At 40.1% G+C, this 16,062-nt stretch carries 17 protein-coding genes; 5 read left to right on the top strand and 12 right to left on the bottom strand.

The genetic code is table 11. The annotated features are described in order from the left end of the window. Nucleotides 1–84: 84 nt before the first annotated feature. The 4 genes from IV514_RS11935 to IV514_RS11950 all read left to right on the top strand — a co-directional run bounded on the left by IV514_RS11935 (nt 85) and on the right by IV514_RS11950 (nt 3,542). Nucleotides 85–810 (top strand): response regulator transcription factor, encoded by a 726-nt coding sequence (locus IV514_RS11935; protein WP_206485498.1) that lies wholly within the window; start codon nt 85–87, stop codon nt 808–810. Further along, a complete protein-coding gene (locus tag IV514_RS11940; RefSeq protein WP_206485499.1) occupies nt 807–2,297 on the top strand; it encodes a HAMP domain-containing sensor histidine kinase in 1,491 nt (496 codons plus the stop codon). The genes IV514_RS11935 and IV514_RS11940 overlap by 4 nt, the downstream gene beginning before the upstream one ends. Nucleotides 2,298–2,353: 56 nt before the next feature. Next, on the top strand, nt 2,354–3,163 hold the full coding sequence (locus tag IV514_RS11945; RefSeq protein WP_346776923.1) for a M48 family metallopeptidase: 810 nt from the start codon (nt 2,354–2,356) through the stop codon (nt 3,161–3,163). 232 nt (nt 3,164–3,395) lie between these two features. Beyond that, on the top strand, nt 3,396–3,542 hold the full coding sequence (locus tag IV514_RS11950; protein ID WP_206485500.1) for a hypothetical protein: 147 nt from the start codon (nt 3,396–3,398) through the stop codon (nt 3,540–3,542). 94 nt (nt 3,543–3,636) lie between these two features. On the opposite strand, the gene IV514_RS11955 is transcribed toward IV514_RS11950, so the two are convergent. The 7 genes from IV514_RS11955 to IV514_RS11985 all read right to left on the bottom strand — a co-directional run bounded on the left by IV514_RS11955 (nt 3,637) and on the right by IV514_RS11985 (nt 10,131). Next, nucleotides 3,637–3,828, bottom strand: a complete 192-nt coding sequence (locus tag IV514_RS11955) for a hypothetical protein (RefSeq protein WP_206485501.1) — start codon at nt 3,826–3,828, stop codon at nt 3,637–3,639. After that, entirely contained in the window at nt 3,821–4,504 is a 684-nt protein-coding gene (locus tag IV514_RS11960; RefSeq protein WP_206485502.1) for a M15 family metallopeptidase, read from the bottom strand. The genes IV514_RS11955 and IV514_RS11960 overlap by 8 nt, the downstream gene beginning before the upstream one ends. Further along, entirely contained in the window at nt 4,505–5,644 is a 1,140-nt protein-coding gene (gene dapE, locus IV514_RS11965; RefSeq protein ID WP_206485503.1) for a succinyl-diaminopimelate desuccinylase, read from the bottom strand. A gap of 2 nt (nt 5,645–5,646) precedes the next feature. Continuing rightward, complete coding sequence (locus IV514_RS11970; protein ID WP_206485504.1) at nt 5,647–5,988, bottom strand: ArsC family reductase; 342 nt, start codon at nt 5,986–5,988, stop codon at nt 5,647–5,649. A gap of 1 nt (nt 5,989) precedes the next feature. After that, nucleotides 5,990–6,370 (bottom strand): ACT domain-containing protein, encoded by a 381-nt coding sequence (locus tag IV514_RS11975; protein WP_346776930.1) that lies wholly within the window; start codon nt 6,368–6,370, stop codon nt 5,990–5,992. 448 nt (nt 6,371–6,818) lie between these two features. Then, entirely contained in the window at nt 6,819–8,933 is a 2,115-nt protein-coding gene (gene pta / locus IV514_RS11980) for a phosphate acetyltransferase (protein WP_206485506.1), read from the bottom strand. 1 nt (nt 8,934) lies between these two features. Then, the gene (locus tag IV514_RS11985) at nt 8,935–10,131 is read right to left on the bottom strand and encodes an acetate kinase (protein ID WP_206485507.1); all 1,197 of its coding nucleotides are present in this window, start codon (nt 10,129–10,131) and stop codon (nt 8,935–8,937) included. Between the two features lie 167 nt (nt 10,132–10,298). Between IV514_RS11985 and yfbV the strand changes: the two genes are divergently transcribed. Then, nucleotides 10,299–10,724 carry a terminus macrodomain insulation protein YfbV gene (gene yfbV, locus IV514_RS11990; protein ID WP_206485508.1) on the top strand — a complete coding sequence of 142 codons (426 nt, stop codon included), beginning with the start codon at nt 10,299–10,301 and terminating at the stop codon, nt 10,722–10,724. Between the two features lie 19 nt (nt 10,725–10,743). On the opposite strand, the gene IV514_RS11995 is transcribed toward yfbV, so the two are convergent. The 5 genes from IV514_RS11995 to nirB all read right to left on the bottom strand — a co-directional run bounded on the left by IV514_RS11995 (nt 10,744) and on the right by nirB (nt 15,809). Further along, on the bottom strand, nt 10,744–10,980 hold the full coding sequence (locus tag IV514_RS11995) for a CDGSH iron-sulfur domain-containing protein (RefSeq protein WP_206485509.1): 237 nt from the start codon (nt 10,978–10,980) through the stop codon (nt 10,744–10,746). 104 nt (nt 10,981–11,084) lie between these two features. Further along, nucleotides 11,085–11,894: a 23S rRNA (guanine(745)-N(1))-methyltransferase gene (gene rlmA / locus IV514_RS12000; RefSeq protein ID WP_206485510.1), complete on the bottom strand. Its 810-nt coding sequence runs from the start codon at nt 11,892–11,894 to the stop codon at nt 11,085–11,087. A gap of 43 nt (nt 11,895–11,937) precedes the next feature. Continuing rightward, nucleotides 11,938–12,747 (bottom strand): exodeoxyribonuclease III, encoded by an 810-nt coding sequence (xthA, locus tag IV514_RS12005; RefSeq protein WP_206485511.1) that lies wholly within the window; start codon nt 12,745–12,747, stop codon nt 11,938–11,940. Between the two features lie 109 nt (nt 12,748–12,856). Continuing rightward, nucleotides 12,857–13,192, bottom strand: coding sequence for a nitrite reductase small subunit NirD (gene nirD / locus IV514_RS12010; RefSeq protein WP_206485512.1), 336 nt, complete (start codon nt 13,190–13,192; stop codon nt 12,857–12,859). A gap of 28 nt (nt 13,193–13,220) precedes the next feature. Continuing rightward, entirely contained in the window at nt 13,221–15,809 is a 2,589-nt protein-coding gene (nirB, locus tag IV514_RS12015; protein WP_206485513.1) for a nitrite reductase large subunit NirB, read from the bottom strand. Nucleotides 15,810–16,062 lie beyond the last annotated feature (253 nt).

The raw sequence follows: 16,062 nt of genomic DNA on the forward strand, positions 1-16,062 counted from the left end.
AAATTAAACAGCAAAGATCAACACGCCCTAGTTAGCCTTCTTTCTGTTCCTCATTATTTACAAGCTAATTAATAAGGGAACAAGATGGAAAGGGTATTAATCGTTGAAGATGACCAAGATATAGCCGAGTTAATTGCGGTGCATTTACAAGAGCTGTCGTTAACAGTAGACCTTTGTCATGATGGGGAACAAGCAATTGAACACATTGAAGATAATGATTATCAGCTCATTATTTTAGATATTATGTTACCCAGCCTTTCAGGACTTGATGTCTGTCGCCAAATACGTGAACGTAAACCCGAACAGGTGATTATCATGCTGACCTCTCGAGATAGTGAACTCGACCGTGTGCTTGGCTTAGAGTTAGGTGCAGATGATTATATGACTAAGCCTTTTAGTGTACGAGAGTTACAGGCGCGGGTGCGTTCACAACTTCGTCGAATTCATACCATCAGTCAGCAAACGATGAAAGTTAAACAGGCAAAAACGCCTGATAAATATTTGGTGTTAGGGGAGTTACAGATTGATCAAGTAACTCATCAAACAACGTTATCTGGCAAACCACTTGATTTAACATCAACCGAGTTCGATCTACTGCTATATCTTGCTTCCCACCCTGAGCAGGTTTTTTCAAGAGAGCAGTTACTAAGTTCAGTGTGGGGTTATCATCACAGTGGTTATGAACATACGGTAAATTCACATATTAACCGTTTACGTAATAAAGTGGAAAAAGATGTGACAAATCCAGAAATAGTACAAACCGTGTGGGGGGTTGGCTATAAACTTTCTAAGCAAGGCGTTTTAGCGTGAAGTTTTCACTGTATCATCGGTTATCTTTATTATTAGTACTGGTATTTATCACTATTAGTATCATCTTTTTCTTTTGGATGGAGCAGTTAGAAAAGCAAGCTCGATATGAATCTGAGCAAAATTTACATTTATCGTTAGCGGCTAATATTGCCAGAGATAACCCAATATTGCAGCAAGGCGTTTCCGATCATCAAGCCTTAAAAGAGTTGTTTCATAACCTAATGGTATTAGGCCCCGCGTTTGAATTTTATTTTCTTGATCCTCAGGGCAATATTGTAACTCATTCCATTAGTCCTTCGTTGATTAAACGGCATCGGATTAATGTCAAACCAATCAATTTACTTACGCAAAATCAAGCTCCTTTACCTATTTATGGCGATGATCCGCAGCATTTTACGCGACAAAAAATATTCTCGGCAGCGCCAGTATTTAGTGATGGGCAGTTACAAGGTTATCTTTATATTATAGTGGTTGGTGAGCGTTATGAGTCAGCTTATGTCCGTCAGGAATCAAACCGAATAGGGCAACTGTCGATGGTGATGCTCATTGGCGCCTTGTGTTTTTTGTCTATTGTGATGTTAGGGCTGTTTGCTTATTTTACAAAACCGCTTAGGCAATTAAATAAAGATATAAAAGCCTTAAAAAAAGTAGGCTTTGACTTAACTAAAACGAACTTAGCTTCATGGAAACAAAATAGTGACAATGAAGTACATCAATTGGGCTGTGCTTTTAAACAAATGGCAGAGCAAATCGGTTCACAGCTAGCTTTATTACGTAACAATGACCAACAACGTAAAGAGCTTTTAGCTGATATTTCTCATGATTTACGTACACCTTTAGCATCACTGCAAGGTTATATTGAAACTATTTCGTTAAATAAAGCGCAATTATCCACTGAGCAGCAAAAGTATATCGACACCGCGTTAAGAAATTCACATCAACTAAAAAGACTGATCGATCAGATATTTGAATTGGCTCATTTAGAAGGGGGGCAAGTATCCATTAACTTAGAAAACTTTAATCTTACCGAATTATTATACGATGTTAGTGCCAAGTTTAGCCTACAGGCAAAAGCAAAAAATATTCAGCTTACGGTAGAGCCACCCAGTGTTAATATGATGGTGCACAGCGATATAGCAAAATTAGAACGGGTGTTAAGTAACTTAATTGAAAACGCCTTAAGACATACCCATGAAGGCGGTAAAATTACTTTGAAGATGAAAGAAAACGCTGCCGAGCAATGTCAGTTATCAGTTATTGATAATGGCACAGGGATCAATAAAGACGAGTTAGCTTATATCTTCGATGCTCGTTATCGCGCCAGTAATGCCACGCTAGGCAAAGAAAAACATACCGGCTTAGGGTTAGCTATCACGAAAAAGTTACTTGAACTGTTAACGATTGATATCAAAGTTGTGAGTGAATTAGGACAAGGGACTGAGTTTTATTTCAATATTGATAAAGCAAAGTATAATATTGATAACTAGCGTCATTTACGCCATTATTTTACCTTCTCGCTTGTTTAATTAATCAAGGATAGCTTGTGAAAACAAAAGCAATATTAACTTCTGCCATTATTGCCGCACTAGTCGCGGCGACAGGTTGCACTAAATCGTCAACGGGACGAAACCAAATCACTCTTTTTTCAAGTGACGAACTCAATCAAATGGGGGTCACTTCTTTTGAAGAATTAAAGCAAAAAGAGAAAATTAGTACAGACGCTAAAACGAACCAATTTGTGCAATGTGTTGCCAGTGCTGTCACTCAAAATGTACCAAAATCTGTGCATTCGGGTGACTGGGAAGTGGTAGTGTTTGATTCCAAGCAAGCGAATGCTTTTGCATTGCCAGGCGGAAAAATAGGCGTTTATACTGGCATACTCTCGGTGACTGAAAATCAAGATCAACTTGCGGCGATTATTGGTCATGAAGTGGCGCATGTTATAGAACAACATTCAAATGAGCGTTTATCGTCAAACCAACTGACTCAGATAGGTGCTGCTGCAGGTAGTGCTATTTTGGCTGCGCAAGGCGTTGAGAATAAAGAAACATGGATGATGGCAGGGTTAGCCATTGCTAAGTATGGATTTTTAATGCCATACAGCCGTATGCATGAAAGTGAAGCCGATATTGTTGGTCAAGATTTGATGGCAAAATCTGGTTTTCAACCGCAAGCGGCGATTGACTTATGGCATAACATGGCGAAACAATCTAACGGTGCGCCCCCAGAATTTTTATCAACCCATCCGTCAAACCAAACTCGGATCAATGATTTGACCCAACACTTGAAACAATCAAATAAATTGCTTAAATCGGGCTCTACACCGCGCTGTAAGAAACCAAGTTATTTATAATGTTTATTCATAGCCTAAGTTGTCAACACCATTAAATAATGACTTGGGCTATGTTAGTCAGCTCATGTTGGCATAAGTTTCATCAAAAAGAATATTTGATATGAAAACAATAGTTTTTATACTGCTGTTCATCACCATAACGGGCTGTGTCGTTATGCCATAGGTTGATCACTCACAGAAATATCAATGCGCCTTATCAAGTGATAAGAAATACCTCAAAGTTGTCAATATTATGGATGGAAATACAAACTATTATGCATGGCAAGATGAAATGTTATCCATCATTAGCTTTCCTACATCAGCAGTGATTTCATCAGTTTATGTCGCGGTGAATAATATTTATCATTTTGGTGAGCAAAAAATAAAGTGCGGTGGCTAGTAAACTGCTGAATTTAAAACAGCAGAAAATGAGCAATAACAGTTAGCATTTTTGATTTCACTTGTCTGTAGTGTTTAGTTTATTAGCTACTTTGTTATTTATCAGATCTGTGTTTCATATTTTCAGTATTTTTATTGTCTTTATTACTGCGCGGTAAGGTTTCTTCTAAATCATTGAGGCCTTTTTTCCTTAATGGCGTTTTAGCATTTCTGCGCACAGTACTGAAGTTGCCGATGATTAACATTAAAGCGATGAAAATGATTAACAAAGCTAGCCATTCATTCATGGGGAGTTGTTCCTATATTAAAGACATATCGAGATAAAATGTTATCGAGATGTTGTATCACTGTTTGTTTGGCACTTAGCTTACTTTGCAAAAGATATTGTCGTAATTCTGTTTGCTGATATTGCTGCTGATATTTTTCCGCTAGTGGAAAATATGACAGGTGCCAAGGCTCAGCGGCAATGCCACCACGGTATTGATCATAGGGAAAATAAAAGCCAAAGCGTTGGCAGTTTTCTTGTAGCCAAAGCGTTAGTTGATAAAACGGCCCACCTTGCTGATATTCCCATGGTTCAAGTTGTAACGTTTGCTCTGTTGTTAAAAGTGAAGGGGAGTAAAAATCAAGATCGGTGCCCCAGTGATGGCGACTTGTGCCTGGCAGTGCTGAAAAAGTTAAAATAGCCTCTATCAATGCTGCTTCATCTAATAAGCTGGTATCTACGTTATGATTGTTTAGATCTTTAATTGCTAGCTCTCCTGACACTTTACGGTTCCAAATAGTCAGTTGCCTTTCAAACGAACGATAACCACTAGCAATGGCTAGATCAAAGCCTGAATCCTTGGCACTTTCACATAATGCCTGCCAATGCGCTACTACTTGATTGTGCAGGCCAACATGAGTTGACAACCAAGTGATCGCTTGGTCGCTCATGCCATAAAGTAATGCCTTGTCTTTCATCTATGTCAACACGTTAACTAAGGTTTGATAATAAATATCAACTAGTTGTTCGAGATCTTGGCATGAAACAGACTCATTCACTTGGTGGATAGTGCTGTTACATGGTCCTAATTCAACCACTTGCGCTCCTGTTGGCGCGATAAAGCGGCCATCAGATGTGCCCCCTGATGTGGAAAGTTCTGTTTCTCTCCCAGTGACTGACTTGATGGCGGTTGATACGGCATTGACTAATGTGCCTGGCTCGGTGATAAATGGTTTGCCATTAAAGGTCCAGTCAATTTCATAGTCTAATTGGTGCTCGGTAAGTACAGCATTCACTTTATCAACGATTACTTCATCGCTAAGTTCCGTGCTATAGCGTAAATTAAACCATGCCGTCAAATGGCCGGGGACGACGTTAGTGGCACCTGTTCCTGATTGAATGTTAGATAACTGAAAGCTCGTTTCTGGGAAGTAACTATTACCATGATCCCAATGCATCTGGCTGAGCTCTGCTAATGCTGGCATGGCTAGATGTATTGGGTTTTTAACATGCTGCGGATAGGCAACATGGCCTTGTTTGCCATGAATGTTTAATTCGCCTGAGATAGAGCCGCGACGACCATTTTTGACAACATCTCCAATAAGGTGTGTGCTTGACGGCTCACCAACAATGCAATAATCAATTTTTTCATTGCGTGCTTCTAAGGTATCAATCACTCGAGTTGTGCCATTAATAAATGGCCCTTCTTCATCACTGGTAATCAAATAAGCGATTGAGCCTTGGTGATCGGGGTGATCTTTAACAAATTGTTCCGTGGCTATCACCATTGCGGCAAGGCTACCTTTCATATCTGCTGCGCCACGACCATAGAGCATGCCATCTTTGATGGTTGGCTCAAAAGGAGGAGTGTGCCATAACTCTAAATTGCCAGCTGGAACAACGTCAGTATGACCAGCAAAGCAAAATACAGGGCTTTGTGTACCTCTTCTTGCCCACATATTGGTCGTGTCTTCAAACACCATACTTTCATTGGTAAAACCAAAGGGTGCGAGTAATTCAGCCAAAAGATGCTGGCAGCCTGCATCTTCTGGTGTAACAGATGCGCGAGCGATCAACGATTTGGTTAGTTCAATTACGGGTGATAGCGGTTGTTCCATGGTTAAAATAACTCTTGATATTGCGCAGGCTTAAATCCCACATGTAGCATATCATTGATTGCTAATAATGGGCGTTTTAGTAATGTTGGTTGCTCTAGTACAGTATCAAATATGAGCTGTTCACTCAGGTTATTTTTAATTTCTTCCGGTAAGTTTTTATAGGTTGTGCTGCGTTTGTTGAGCATTAACTGCCAATCACTTTTACTGACAAAGCTCGTTAATAATTCTGCATCTAAACCATCAGTGCGCAGATCATGAAAGGTATAACTAATGTTGTTTTCGTCAAGCCATTTACGTGCCTTTTTGACTGTGTCACAATTTTTTATTCCGTAAAGTATGGTCATTTTATATCACTTGATAGTTATTGTTACGTAAGGCGGTGATCGCCGCTGAGACTGTGTTTGATTTTACCAAGATATAATCAGTATCAAAGGTGGAAATTGCAAAAATACTGATTTTTTCATTGGCTAGTACCGTAGATATGCTGGATAAAATACCGGTTAATGAAAAATCGAGCGGCCCAACAACTTCAAGTGCTTGCCAATCAGACTCTACATCTTCACTCTCGATATCTATATTACTGGGTAACACAATAGAAACTTCATCAAATGTTTTTGCGATAAAGTACATTGGCGCATCAAATACTTGCTCAGGTACAGGGGTTTTTGCGCCAAGGCTGTGGATGGAAAATGTTTCTTTGAGTAACTTTAGGGTAAGCATAAACACTGTTGCCAAATTATGTATGTTCGATTAGCGGCTACTATACCGTTGACCCTCGGTTAATTCTAGTTCATAGAAGAACATTTAACCGCATGTACGCATTATTTCTGTTATTAAGGATGTTCTAAAACTAATAAAAAGTGCTTGTTCTATATAAAATTGCACTAAAGTGAGTTGTCATCAGCTTTCTAGCAAGAATTTAGCAAAATAATGGGGGAATAATATAAAAAATGATATCCACAAAAGCTGTGGATATCATTGTGAGCAACCTTTGTTTAGTTACTTAAGTTTATGTTATTTATATAAAAAATGACTAGTTTGTTTTTTAGCTAGCTATTTTATGAACAAAACAGGTAAATGGTTTTGATATAAACGTGCTAAATGTCACTGTTCGACCAGTTAACTGTGTTTTTTCATATTTATATCCGTAAATATCTCGTTATTTACTCGCTAATTATGTGTTTTTTACTTGAATTGCCGTTAATGCAATGGTGTAGACAATGTCATCAACCAAGGCGCCACGAGATAAATCGTTCACTGGTTTATTCATCCCTTGTAACATTGGACCAATGCTCACCACATCGGCTGAGCGTTGCACTGCTTTATAAGTGGTGTTACCCGTATTGAGATCAGGGAAGACAAATACGGTGGCTTGTCCTGCAACTGGGCTATCAGGGGCTTTTTTCTTGGCAACATTTTCCATAATAGCGGCATCGTATTGTAAAGGACCATCGATAACAATATCGGGACGTTTATCTTTTACTATTGCCGTGGCTTGCGTAACTTTTTCCACGTCTGCACCTTTGCCTGAGCTACCAGTACTGTAACTGATCATCGCCACTTTCGGGTCAATGCCAAAGCTTTTGGCTGAATCAGCAGATTGAATCGCAATATCGGCAAGTTGTTCTGCATTAGGCTCTGGATTAATGGCACAATCTCCGTAAACTAACACTTGATCGGGTAGCAGCATAAAAAATACCGAAGAAACCAAATTGCTGTCCGGAGCCGTTTTGATCAGCTGTAATGCGGGTCTGATGGTATTTGCCGTGGTATTTACCGCACCAGAAACTAAGCCATCAACTTGACCAAGTTGTAACATCATGGTGGCGAGCACGACGTTATCATTTAACTCTTGTTTGGCAACCACTTCTGTCATGCCTTTATGTTTTCTCAACTCGATCAATGGTGCGACATAATTGCCTTTAATATTGTTCGGATCAGTAATGATCAGCTCAGGAGGTAGATTGATACCTTGTTGCTTAGCGATAGTCAGAATAGTTTCTTTATCTCCCAGTAACTGACAACGCGCTATTTTTCGCTCAACACAAATAGCAGCGGCTTTTATCGTTCTGACATCGGTTCCTTCTGGAAGCACAATTAATTTATTTGCTTGGCGCGCAAGCTCTGTCAATTTGTGCCTGAAGGCTGGCGGTGAAAATTTTTCTAATTCGCTGACATTTTCGGTTAAATGTTCTAACCATGTCGATGAAATGTTGTCAGCAACAAATTGTTTTACTTTATCGTGACGCTGAATATCATCAATCGGGATCTCAGGGTTAAAATTAAGCAAATGGCGAGAGGTTTGCCAAGTATCCCAAGGTACTGAGAGTACGGGTAATCCTGATTTTAACGCTTGCTCACATAGCAACATGACTTGTGCATTTGGTTGATAGCCATTGGTTAATAGTAAGGCGGCAAGTTTGGTACCATTAAGGGCAGATAAACAAGTGGCGATGATAATATCGGTTCTGTCACCCGGGGTGACAATTAATCGCCCTGGTTGTAGATGACTCATTAAGTTTTCGGCACTGCGAGCACAAAAGCTGATGCTACGAATGCGCCGGTGCTCAATGTCGCCACTGTTAATTACATCGGCTTCAAGGTATTGGCTAATATCGGCAACGCGAGGAGCGATCAGATCTATTTCCCAAGGAATTGTGCCGAGTAAATCAAAGTTATGGTTATTGAAAATTGCTAGCTGATGCCAGGTGTCTTCTTTCGTTTGATTGACATACTCATTTTCGCGCGGAAGTAAGCCAAACTCTTCTTTGTCTGGCGCATTGATTTTATTGATGATACAACCAATCAGTTTTTTGTTTTTAATACCACCAAACGTTTGGGCGCTGACTTCAATGCGATCTTCAAACTCATCAATCGTGTCAGTATCAGGTGACGCAACCAGTACGATTTCAGCGGATAGGGCGCCAGCAACATCACGGTTAATACGACCTGCATAGGGCTGTCTGGTTGTTGGGATCAAGCCTTCAATGATAGTGACATCATGGTGTTTACTAAATTTATCACAATTTTCAACTAGTTGTTCTAACACAACGTCGTGCTGGCCATCGCCCATTTTCTCTTCAACATAGCTAAAAGAAATGGAGTTATCATTCTCTGGCTGGTTGCTTGCTTTATTTTTGTTGGATAGAACATTGCGTGAAGGCTGACTGATGGGCTTGAAATGACCTACTTTTATACCTTGCTGTTGGCAGGCATGTACTAACCCTAAGGCAACACTGGTTAAACCAACACCGAAACCTACGGGAATAAGCATAATTTTACGAGACATCTTACTTCGCTCCATTTAATAGTTGATAACTTTGTTCGGCAATTACCCATTCTTCATTGGTAGGGATCACCCAACACGGCAGAGCATCTGTAGGCGCAATATTGCCACTTTGACCAAAACGACATGTGATGTTGGCTTTGTTATCTACAGCACAGTTTAATAATGACAATTGCGACAGCACTTTTGAACGAATATGAGAGGAGTTTTCACCGATACCGCCAGTAAAAATTATGCCGTCAAGGCTTGTAAAACAAACACTGAACGAAGCGATGGTTTTAGCAATGCGATAACAGAAAATATCCAAGGCTAATTGAGCTAATTGGTGTCCCTGTTCAGCTGCTTGTTCAAGTTCACGACAATCATTACTTAACTGTGAAACACCCAATAAGCCACTTTCTTTATTGAGTAATGTATTAACCTGCTCAAGTGAATAGCCGAGTTGATCAACTAAGTGAAAAATAATACCAGGATCAACACTACCACTCCTTGTGCCCATCATTAAGCCTTCTAATGGTGTTAAGCCTAAGCTGGTGTCAACACTTTTACCTTGTTTAACCGCGGTGATACTACAGCCATTGCCCAGATGTGCGCTAATAAAATTACTCTCTGCTAGGGTTTTATTGATTAATGCGGCAGCTGATTTGGCGACAAAATAGTGACTGGTGCCATGAAAACCATACTTTCTGATACCATGCGTTTGATAAAGTTGGTAGGGTAGCGCATAAAGATAGGCTTTAGCTGGCATGGTTTGATGAAATGCAGTATCAAAAATGGCTACTTGAGGGATGCGACCGAACACCGCTTCTGCCGCTAAAACCCCTTGTAAATTAGCAGGGTTATGCAGAGGGGCTAGTTTTGCAAGCTCATCAATATTATTTTTTACATCGTCATCAATCAACGTCGGTTGGCTATATTTTTCACCGCCATGTACCACACGGTGGCCTACGGCAAATATCTGTTCAGTTAGCGATTGCTCTTTTAGAAAAACAACCACAGCTTCTATGGCTTTTTGATGATCAAATGGGCTAGGGATGTTGGCGGTTTGTTTTTGCTCATTGTGCTTTATCGTCAATTGAGCTTCATTAGTTAACAGGCGCTCAGCTAGCCCAGAGACTAAGGTTTCTCCGCTACTGGGAGTGATTAACGAAAACTTTAGCGATGAGCTGCCACAATTAATAACGAGAATATTGTTTTTCATATAAATAACAAAAAGATGAAGATTAACTAGCAGTATAAATCAGAACAAATAAAATGACTTTGATTTTGTGCAATGTTTTTATATTAGCTGAACATGACAATTTCAATGTCGAGATACGCGACATTTTATGCTATCTTTTTATTAATCCCTGTTATATTGTGACGCCTATGAATGTTGTAGAAATTGTTAAGTTAGGTCGCAAGTATATGAAGTTGTGGCCAGAGAAGTCGGAATTAGCTCGTTATTTTGAAGAGTATCGTGCGATTCAAGTGAGCCGACTCAGTTGCCGTTATTTACCCGGTATTGCGTTATTCGTGTTTATCATGCAGTTGTACCTTGGTGGTTTGCAGCAACTTCCCCAGTCGTTGGTCTATGCTATTTTTATTTTAACTATACCGCTTCAAGCGTTAGTGATGTTAGGTGTTAAGGCTGATAAATTTTTACCACCAGCACTAGCTGCATGGTATAAAGAAGGGGTAGCAAAAATCAATCAAAGTGGCGGCGACATTAAATTGTCGATGCATAAGCCTCGTTATTTTGATCTTGCTCAGCTGTTATGTGTCAGTTATCAAAATGCGCGTTATCCATCATAAATTATGATGGCAGTGTGAATTAATTATTATGCGAACCGTCACACAGTGGCGGTTTTTTAGTTGTTTTACAACCACAAAAAAGTACCGTTTTACTTTCGGTTGCTTTATATATTACCGGTGTAAATGCACTGCCACTATGTGAACCATCACAAAATGGTTGTTTGCTGCTTTCGCCACAGGCACACCACAAGTAATTTTTACCCGCTTCAACATCAATTTTATACGGCTTATCTGCTGCTCGTTTCGCCTGTGCCATTCATCACCTCAGATCAAATTTGAATAAATAAATGATAGCAAGTGAATTAAATATTTATTTCAATTGGTATATCTATCAGTATAGGTTGAAGACAAGGGTTTAAGCTATTTTTGATATAAACGGATCAAAAAGTCAGCTTGGCAAGTAAATTCGCTCATTTGAGCAAGTTGTTGTTTAACTTGCTCTGTTGCTTTAAAGGCAAAAGGCGTCATAGACAGTAGATTAATAATGTCAGTGCCCGTTTTGAGTGTCATTGGGTAAGATACCTGCTCTTCAAGTACTAATGATAACTCTTCAATCGGTTGACGTGTTACATCATGTTCATTGGCTTGTTGATAAATTTGCTGCTTTAGCTCAAATAAGTGCTGTTTTGCTGGGGTTACTGTTAATAAAAAGCCTTGCTGCTTGAGTACACGAGTAAATTCTTGCTCTAAAATTGGCGCGTAGATAGAAACAAGCCAATCAATGTGATTATCAACAAAAGGGAGTTGCGATAATGTACCGACACTAAAGCTACAGTCTGGATATTTTTTCGCGGCTTTTTTTACCGCTTCTTTTGCGATATCAATACCATACACTTGGTTATGGGCATTTTTATGCTGGTGAGTGTAGTAACCTTCACCACAACCGGCATCAAACAGCTGACCTTGTTGTTCACCATATTGCTGGTAAAGGTTGATGAGCTTGTCAACTAAGGGTTGATAGTATCCCTGTTCAAGAAAGGCGCGGCGTGCATTTACCATAGCTTTGTTATCACCAGGATCTTTAGAGTGTTTAAATTGCACCGGTAACAGGTTGACGTAACCTTCTTTTGCCAAATCAAAACAGTGATTATTCGTACAACGAAAAGTTGTATCGTTTAAACTTAACGAGTGCTGACAAATAGGGCAGCGGTATTGAGCAGATGATTGCATAGTGTTTTCGTTAGTTTGAGGGAGTTCACTCCCTCAAGCGTGTTTATGATTGAAATGTCGACCAAATTGGTGCGTGATCTGACGGTTTTTCTATAGCGCGTAATTCATAATCAACATCAGATTCAACGCAGGTTGCTGCCATTTTCTCGGTAGCTAAGATCACATCTATGCGTAAGCCTCTATTATCATCAAAACCACGAGAACGGTAATCAAACCATGAATAGCGTTCTGCTCGCGTTGGATGCAGCATTCTGAAGGTGTCGGTAAAACCCCAGTTCATCAGGGTGGCTAACCATTCACGTTCTTCCGGTTGGAAACTACATTTACCGGTTTTTAGCCAACGTTTGCGATTTACTTCACCAATGCCGATATCTAAATCAATCGGTGAAATATTAATATCACCCATGATCACCACATGTTCATCAGGGGTATGATGCTCGTTTAAATACACCATTAAGTCTTTGTAAAATTGACGCTTATAAGGGTATTTAGTTTCATGGGCTATATTATCACCTTGAGGAAAATAGCCGTTTAATACCGTGACTTTTTCTCCTTGCTCATTGGTAGTTTGCACCATGATCATACGCTTTTGAGATTCTTCGCTATCGGTGGGGAAGCCTTTAATAACAGCATCAGCAGGTTTTTTACATAACATTGCCACGCCATAATGGGCTTTTTGACCATGAAAATATACCTGATAACCCATAGCTTCAACATCGGCTAATGGAAAAGCGTCATCATGTACTTTAATTTCTTGTAAACCAATGATATCTGGTTGATGTTTGTCGATGATGGCTTGTAATTGATGTAAGCGGGCACGTAGACCGTTAATATTAAAAGAGATGATTTTCATCAAATAACCTGTGGGGATAATAATTTTTGACAGATGTTAGCATGATTACTGTTTGATATGAACGTAAAAAGTGGGCGATATGCCCACTTTAATTCGTTAATAGCATGGCTTAAATAAGCACTTGGACATTATCATTGATAATGCGCGTTTGATAGCTAGTGACAGCCAGTTGTTCATCGTCTAAACATTTACCAGTTTGTAGTGAGAACCGCTCTTTGTACAGTGGTGAAGCGACAAATATCTCGCCATTTTCATCACCAATAATGCCTCGGTATAATACGTTGGCTTTACCGGCAGGATCCCAATTAGAAATACTAAATGCTTGCTGATCATCGGTTTGGAAAATAGCAATTTGCTCTTCGTTTTCCAGTAAGGCGCAAACACCAGAATGTTTCACTAAATCTTGTGTTTGGCAGATAGTTTGCCAAGCTTTTGAGTTACTCATTTTCTTATCCTCTGTGCTTATGCTGGCATTAAGCCGGTGTTAATTCATCAGATTTATCGGTAATTGTGACCGTGTCGATTAATAATCCCGATGCTGCTTTTTCTGTTATTGTTGCTGGACGAATTTGCTCACGCTCATTGACGAATTGAATGCTAGTGTCGGTTTTATCCGAGTTCACAAATTGTCTAAAGCGTTTTAGTTGTTCAGGGCTATTAATCGTTGTTTTCCATTCACATTGATAACTATCGACCACGGCAGACATCTGTTTTTCTAATTCATCATTGATACCTAAGTGATCATCAATGACCACTTTTTGCATGTACTCTAGTCCACCTTCGAGGCTTTCAAGCCATACAGAGGTGCGTTGTAATCTGTCGGCCATGCGTACATAAAACATTAGGTAACGGTCGATATATTTTACTAAGGTCGCATCGTCTAAATCGGTGGCAAATAAATCGGCATGACGTGGCTTCATGCCGCCATTGCCACTCACATAAAGGTTCCAACCGTTTTCGGTGGCAATAACCCCTATGTCTTTACTTTGTGCTTCTGCGCATTCACGGGTACAGCCAGAAACCGCAAATTTAACTTTGTGTGGTGTTCGTAATCCTTTGTAGCGGTTTTCCAGAAAAATCGCCATCGACATACTGTCTTGTACGCCGTAGCGACACCAAGTACTGCCGACACATGATTTAACGGTCCGTAATGACTTACCGTAAGCGTGTCCGGTTTCCATCCCTGCTGCGATCAGCTTTTCCCAAATATCAGGCAATTGATCCACTCTCGCACCAAATAAATCGATACGCTGACCACCGGTTACTTTGGTGTACAGATTATATTCTTTCGCTATTTCACCAATAGCAATGAGTTTATCTGGTGTGACTTCTCCGCCTGGCATACGTGGCACAATCGAATAAGTGCCATCTTTTTGCATATTACCTAAGTAAATATCATTGGTGTCTTGTAATGGTAAATGATCACTTTTTAAGATGTAGTCATTCCAGATTGAAGCGAGAATTGAACCTACTGCTGGCTTACAAATTTCACACCCCATGCCTTGGCCGTGTTTTTCTAGCAAGGTATCGAAGTTACGGATTTTTTCCGCTTTGATGATATGAAATAGTTCAGTGCGGCTATAAGCAAAGTGTGAGCAGATATCTTTTTTCACTTCCAAACCGCGCTTGGCAAATTCATGCTCAGCGACATTTTTTAGTAAAGCTGCACAGCCGCCACAACCGGTACTGGCTTTAGTGACTGCTTTGACTGAGGCGATATCAGTAGCTCCCGCATCAACAGCACCGACAATATCGCCTTTAGTGACGTTTAAGCATGAGCAAATAGTGGCACTATCTGGTAAGGCATCAACTCCTAAACTTGGCTTTTCATTACTGCTCGGTAGGATCAGTGAATCTGGGTTTTCAGGCAATTCAATGCCATTTAATGCGTATTGCAACAGTGTATCGTACTCACTGGTATCACCTACTAGTACGGCACCCAGTAAGTTTTTACCGTCTTGACTGACCACTATTTTTTTATAGATCACATCGCGATCATTTTGGTAAGTAAAACATTGTGCGCCCGCTGTTTTGGCATGAGCATCACCAATAGAGCCAACTTCCACTCCCATTAATTTTAATTTGGTGCTCATATCTGCACCAGTAAAGCTTTCTGTTTCACCTTGAATATGGCCTGCAGCTACCTTCGCCATGGCGTAACCGGGAGCGACAAGGCCAAAAATGAAGTTATTCCATAGCGCACACTCACCAATGGCGTAAATGTGTTCATCTGAGGTTTGGCATTGATTATTAACCACTATGCCTCCGCGTTCACCAATGGTGAGTTCAAATTCACGGGCTAAATTATCGTAAGGACGAATACCGGCGGAGAATAAAATCAAGTCAGTTTCTAAATAGCTACCATCAGCAAATTCCATTCGATGCACACATTGCTCACCATCGACTATCTGTTGTGTGGCTTTTTCGGTATGAACACTGACGCCTAAGTCTTCGATTTTCTTTCTTAGTAGTTGACCGCCTAACTGGTCTAGTTGTACGCCCATTAACTGCGGGGCAAACTCGACGACATGAGTGTCTAATCCTAATTCTTTTAATGCATTGGCTGCTTCAAGGCCAAGTAAGCCACCGCCAACAACAACACCAACTTTACCTTGGTTAGCAGATGCTTGGATCTGCTTGAGATCATCAATGGTTCGGTACACTAAGCAATGTTCGCGCTCTTTACCTGGAATGGGTGGTACAAATGGGTAAGACCCCGTTGCTAATACCAATTTGTCATAAGCAAAAATTTGTCCTTGTGCTGTTCGAACCGTTTTAGCTGATTTATCAATTTCAACTACTTTAGCATCAAGGTGAAAATCAACACCGAGTTTTTGGTATTGCTCTGGTGTAGTAAGCGCCAGATCGTCAGCGGTTTTACCCGTAAAGTATTCAGATAAATGAACTCTGTCATAGGCTAATCGAGGTTCTGCAGATAATACCGTTAACTGGTAGTTATCATTTTCAGTAAATTGTTCAACAAAATGGTGGCCGACCATACCGTTGCCAACAACAACAATGCGTTGCTTATCGGCGGGTTGAGATAGTGCGTGTAAACTCATAGTATTTTTCCTACTCATTTATTGTTTTGCTGTTCAAGCAGAACAAGTGTTCAATGACTTTTTGGGTAAGGTTGTTTTTTACTAGTGAAAGAGCAAGGTAAATGCCATATAGAAAATATGTTATTTAACAATGAGTTGTATTTTTCAGGTGGTGTAATAGTGACTATGGTGCACTAGCTTGAACTGAAGTTTGCACTAAAGCAGGGCGGTTGAGATATGGTAAAGTGGGCGTGTTGTATATAATTGTGCGTTG

The organism is Thalassotalea sp. G2M2-11 (genome assembly GCF_017168195.1).
GTDB lineage: Bacteria > Pseudomonadota > Gammaproteobacteria > Enterobacterales > Alteromonadaceae > Thalassotalea_E.

Coding starts and splice junctions, on each gene's coding strand:
- IV514_RS11935 (WP_206485498.1), top strand. CDS start 85: ATGGAAAGGGTATTAATCGTTGAAGATGACCAAGATATAGCCGAGTTA.
- IV514_RS11950 (WP_206485500.1), top strand. CDS start 3,396: ATGGATGGAAATACAAACTATTATGCATGGCAAGATGAAATGTTATCC.
- IV514_RS11955 (WP_206485501.1), bottom strand. CDS start 3,828: ATGAATGAATGGCTAGCTTTGTTAATCATTTTCATCGCTTTAATGTTA.
- IV514_RS11960 (WP_206485502.1), bottom strand. CDS start 4,504: ATGAAAGACAAGGCATTACTTTATGGCATGAGCGACCAAGCGATCACT.
- dapE (WP_206485503.1), bottom strand. CDS start 5,644: ATGGAACAACCGCTATCACCCGTAATTGAACTAACCAAATCGTTGATC.
- IV514_RS11970 (WP_206485504.1), bottom strand. CDS start 5,988: ATGACCATACTTTACGGAATAAAAAATTGTGACACAGTCAAAAAGGCA.
- pta (WP_206485506.1), bottom strand. CDS start 8,933: ATGTCTCGTAAAATTATGCTTATTCCCGTAGGTTTCGGTGTTGGTTTA.
- IV514_RS11985 (WP_206485507.1), bottom strand. CDS start 10,131: ATGAAAAACAATATTCTCGTTATTAATTGTGGCAGCTCATCGCTAAAG.
- yfbV (WP_206485508.1), top strand. CDS start 10,299: ATGAATGTTGTAGAAATTGTTAAGTTAGGTCGCAAGTATATGAAGTTG.
- IV514_RS11995 (WP_206485509.1), bottom strand. CDS start 10,980: ATGGCACAGGCGAAACGAGCAGCAGATAAGCCGTATAAAATTGATGTT.
- rlmA (WP_206485510.1), bottom strand. CDS start 11,894: ATGCAATCATCTGCTCAATACCGCTGCCCTATTTGTCAGCACTCGTTA.
- xthA (WP_206485511.1), bottom strand. CDS start 12,747: ATGAAAATCATCTCTTTTAATATTAACGGTCTACGTGCCCGCTTACAT.
- nirD (WP_206485512.1), bottom strand. CDS start 13,192: ATGAGTAACTCAAAAGCTTGGCAAACTATCTGCCAAACACAAGATTTA.
- nirB (WP_206485513.1), bottom strand. CDS start 15,809: ATGAGTTTACACGCACTATCTCAACCCGCCGATAAGCAACGCATTGTT.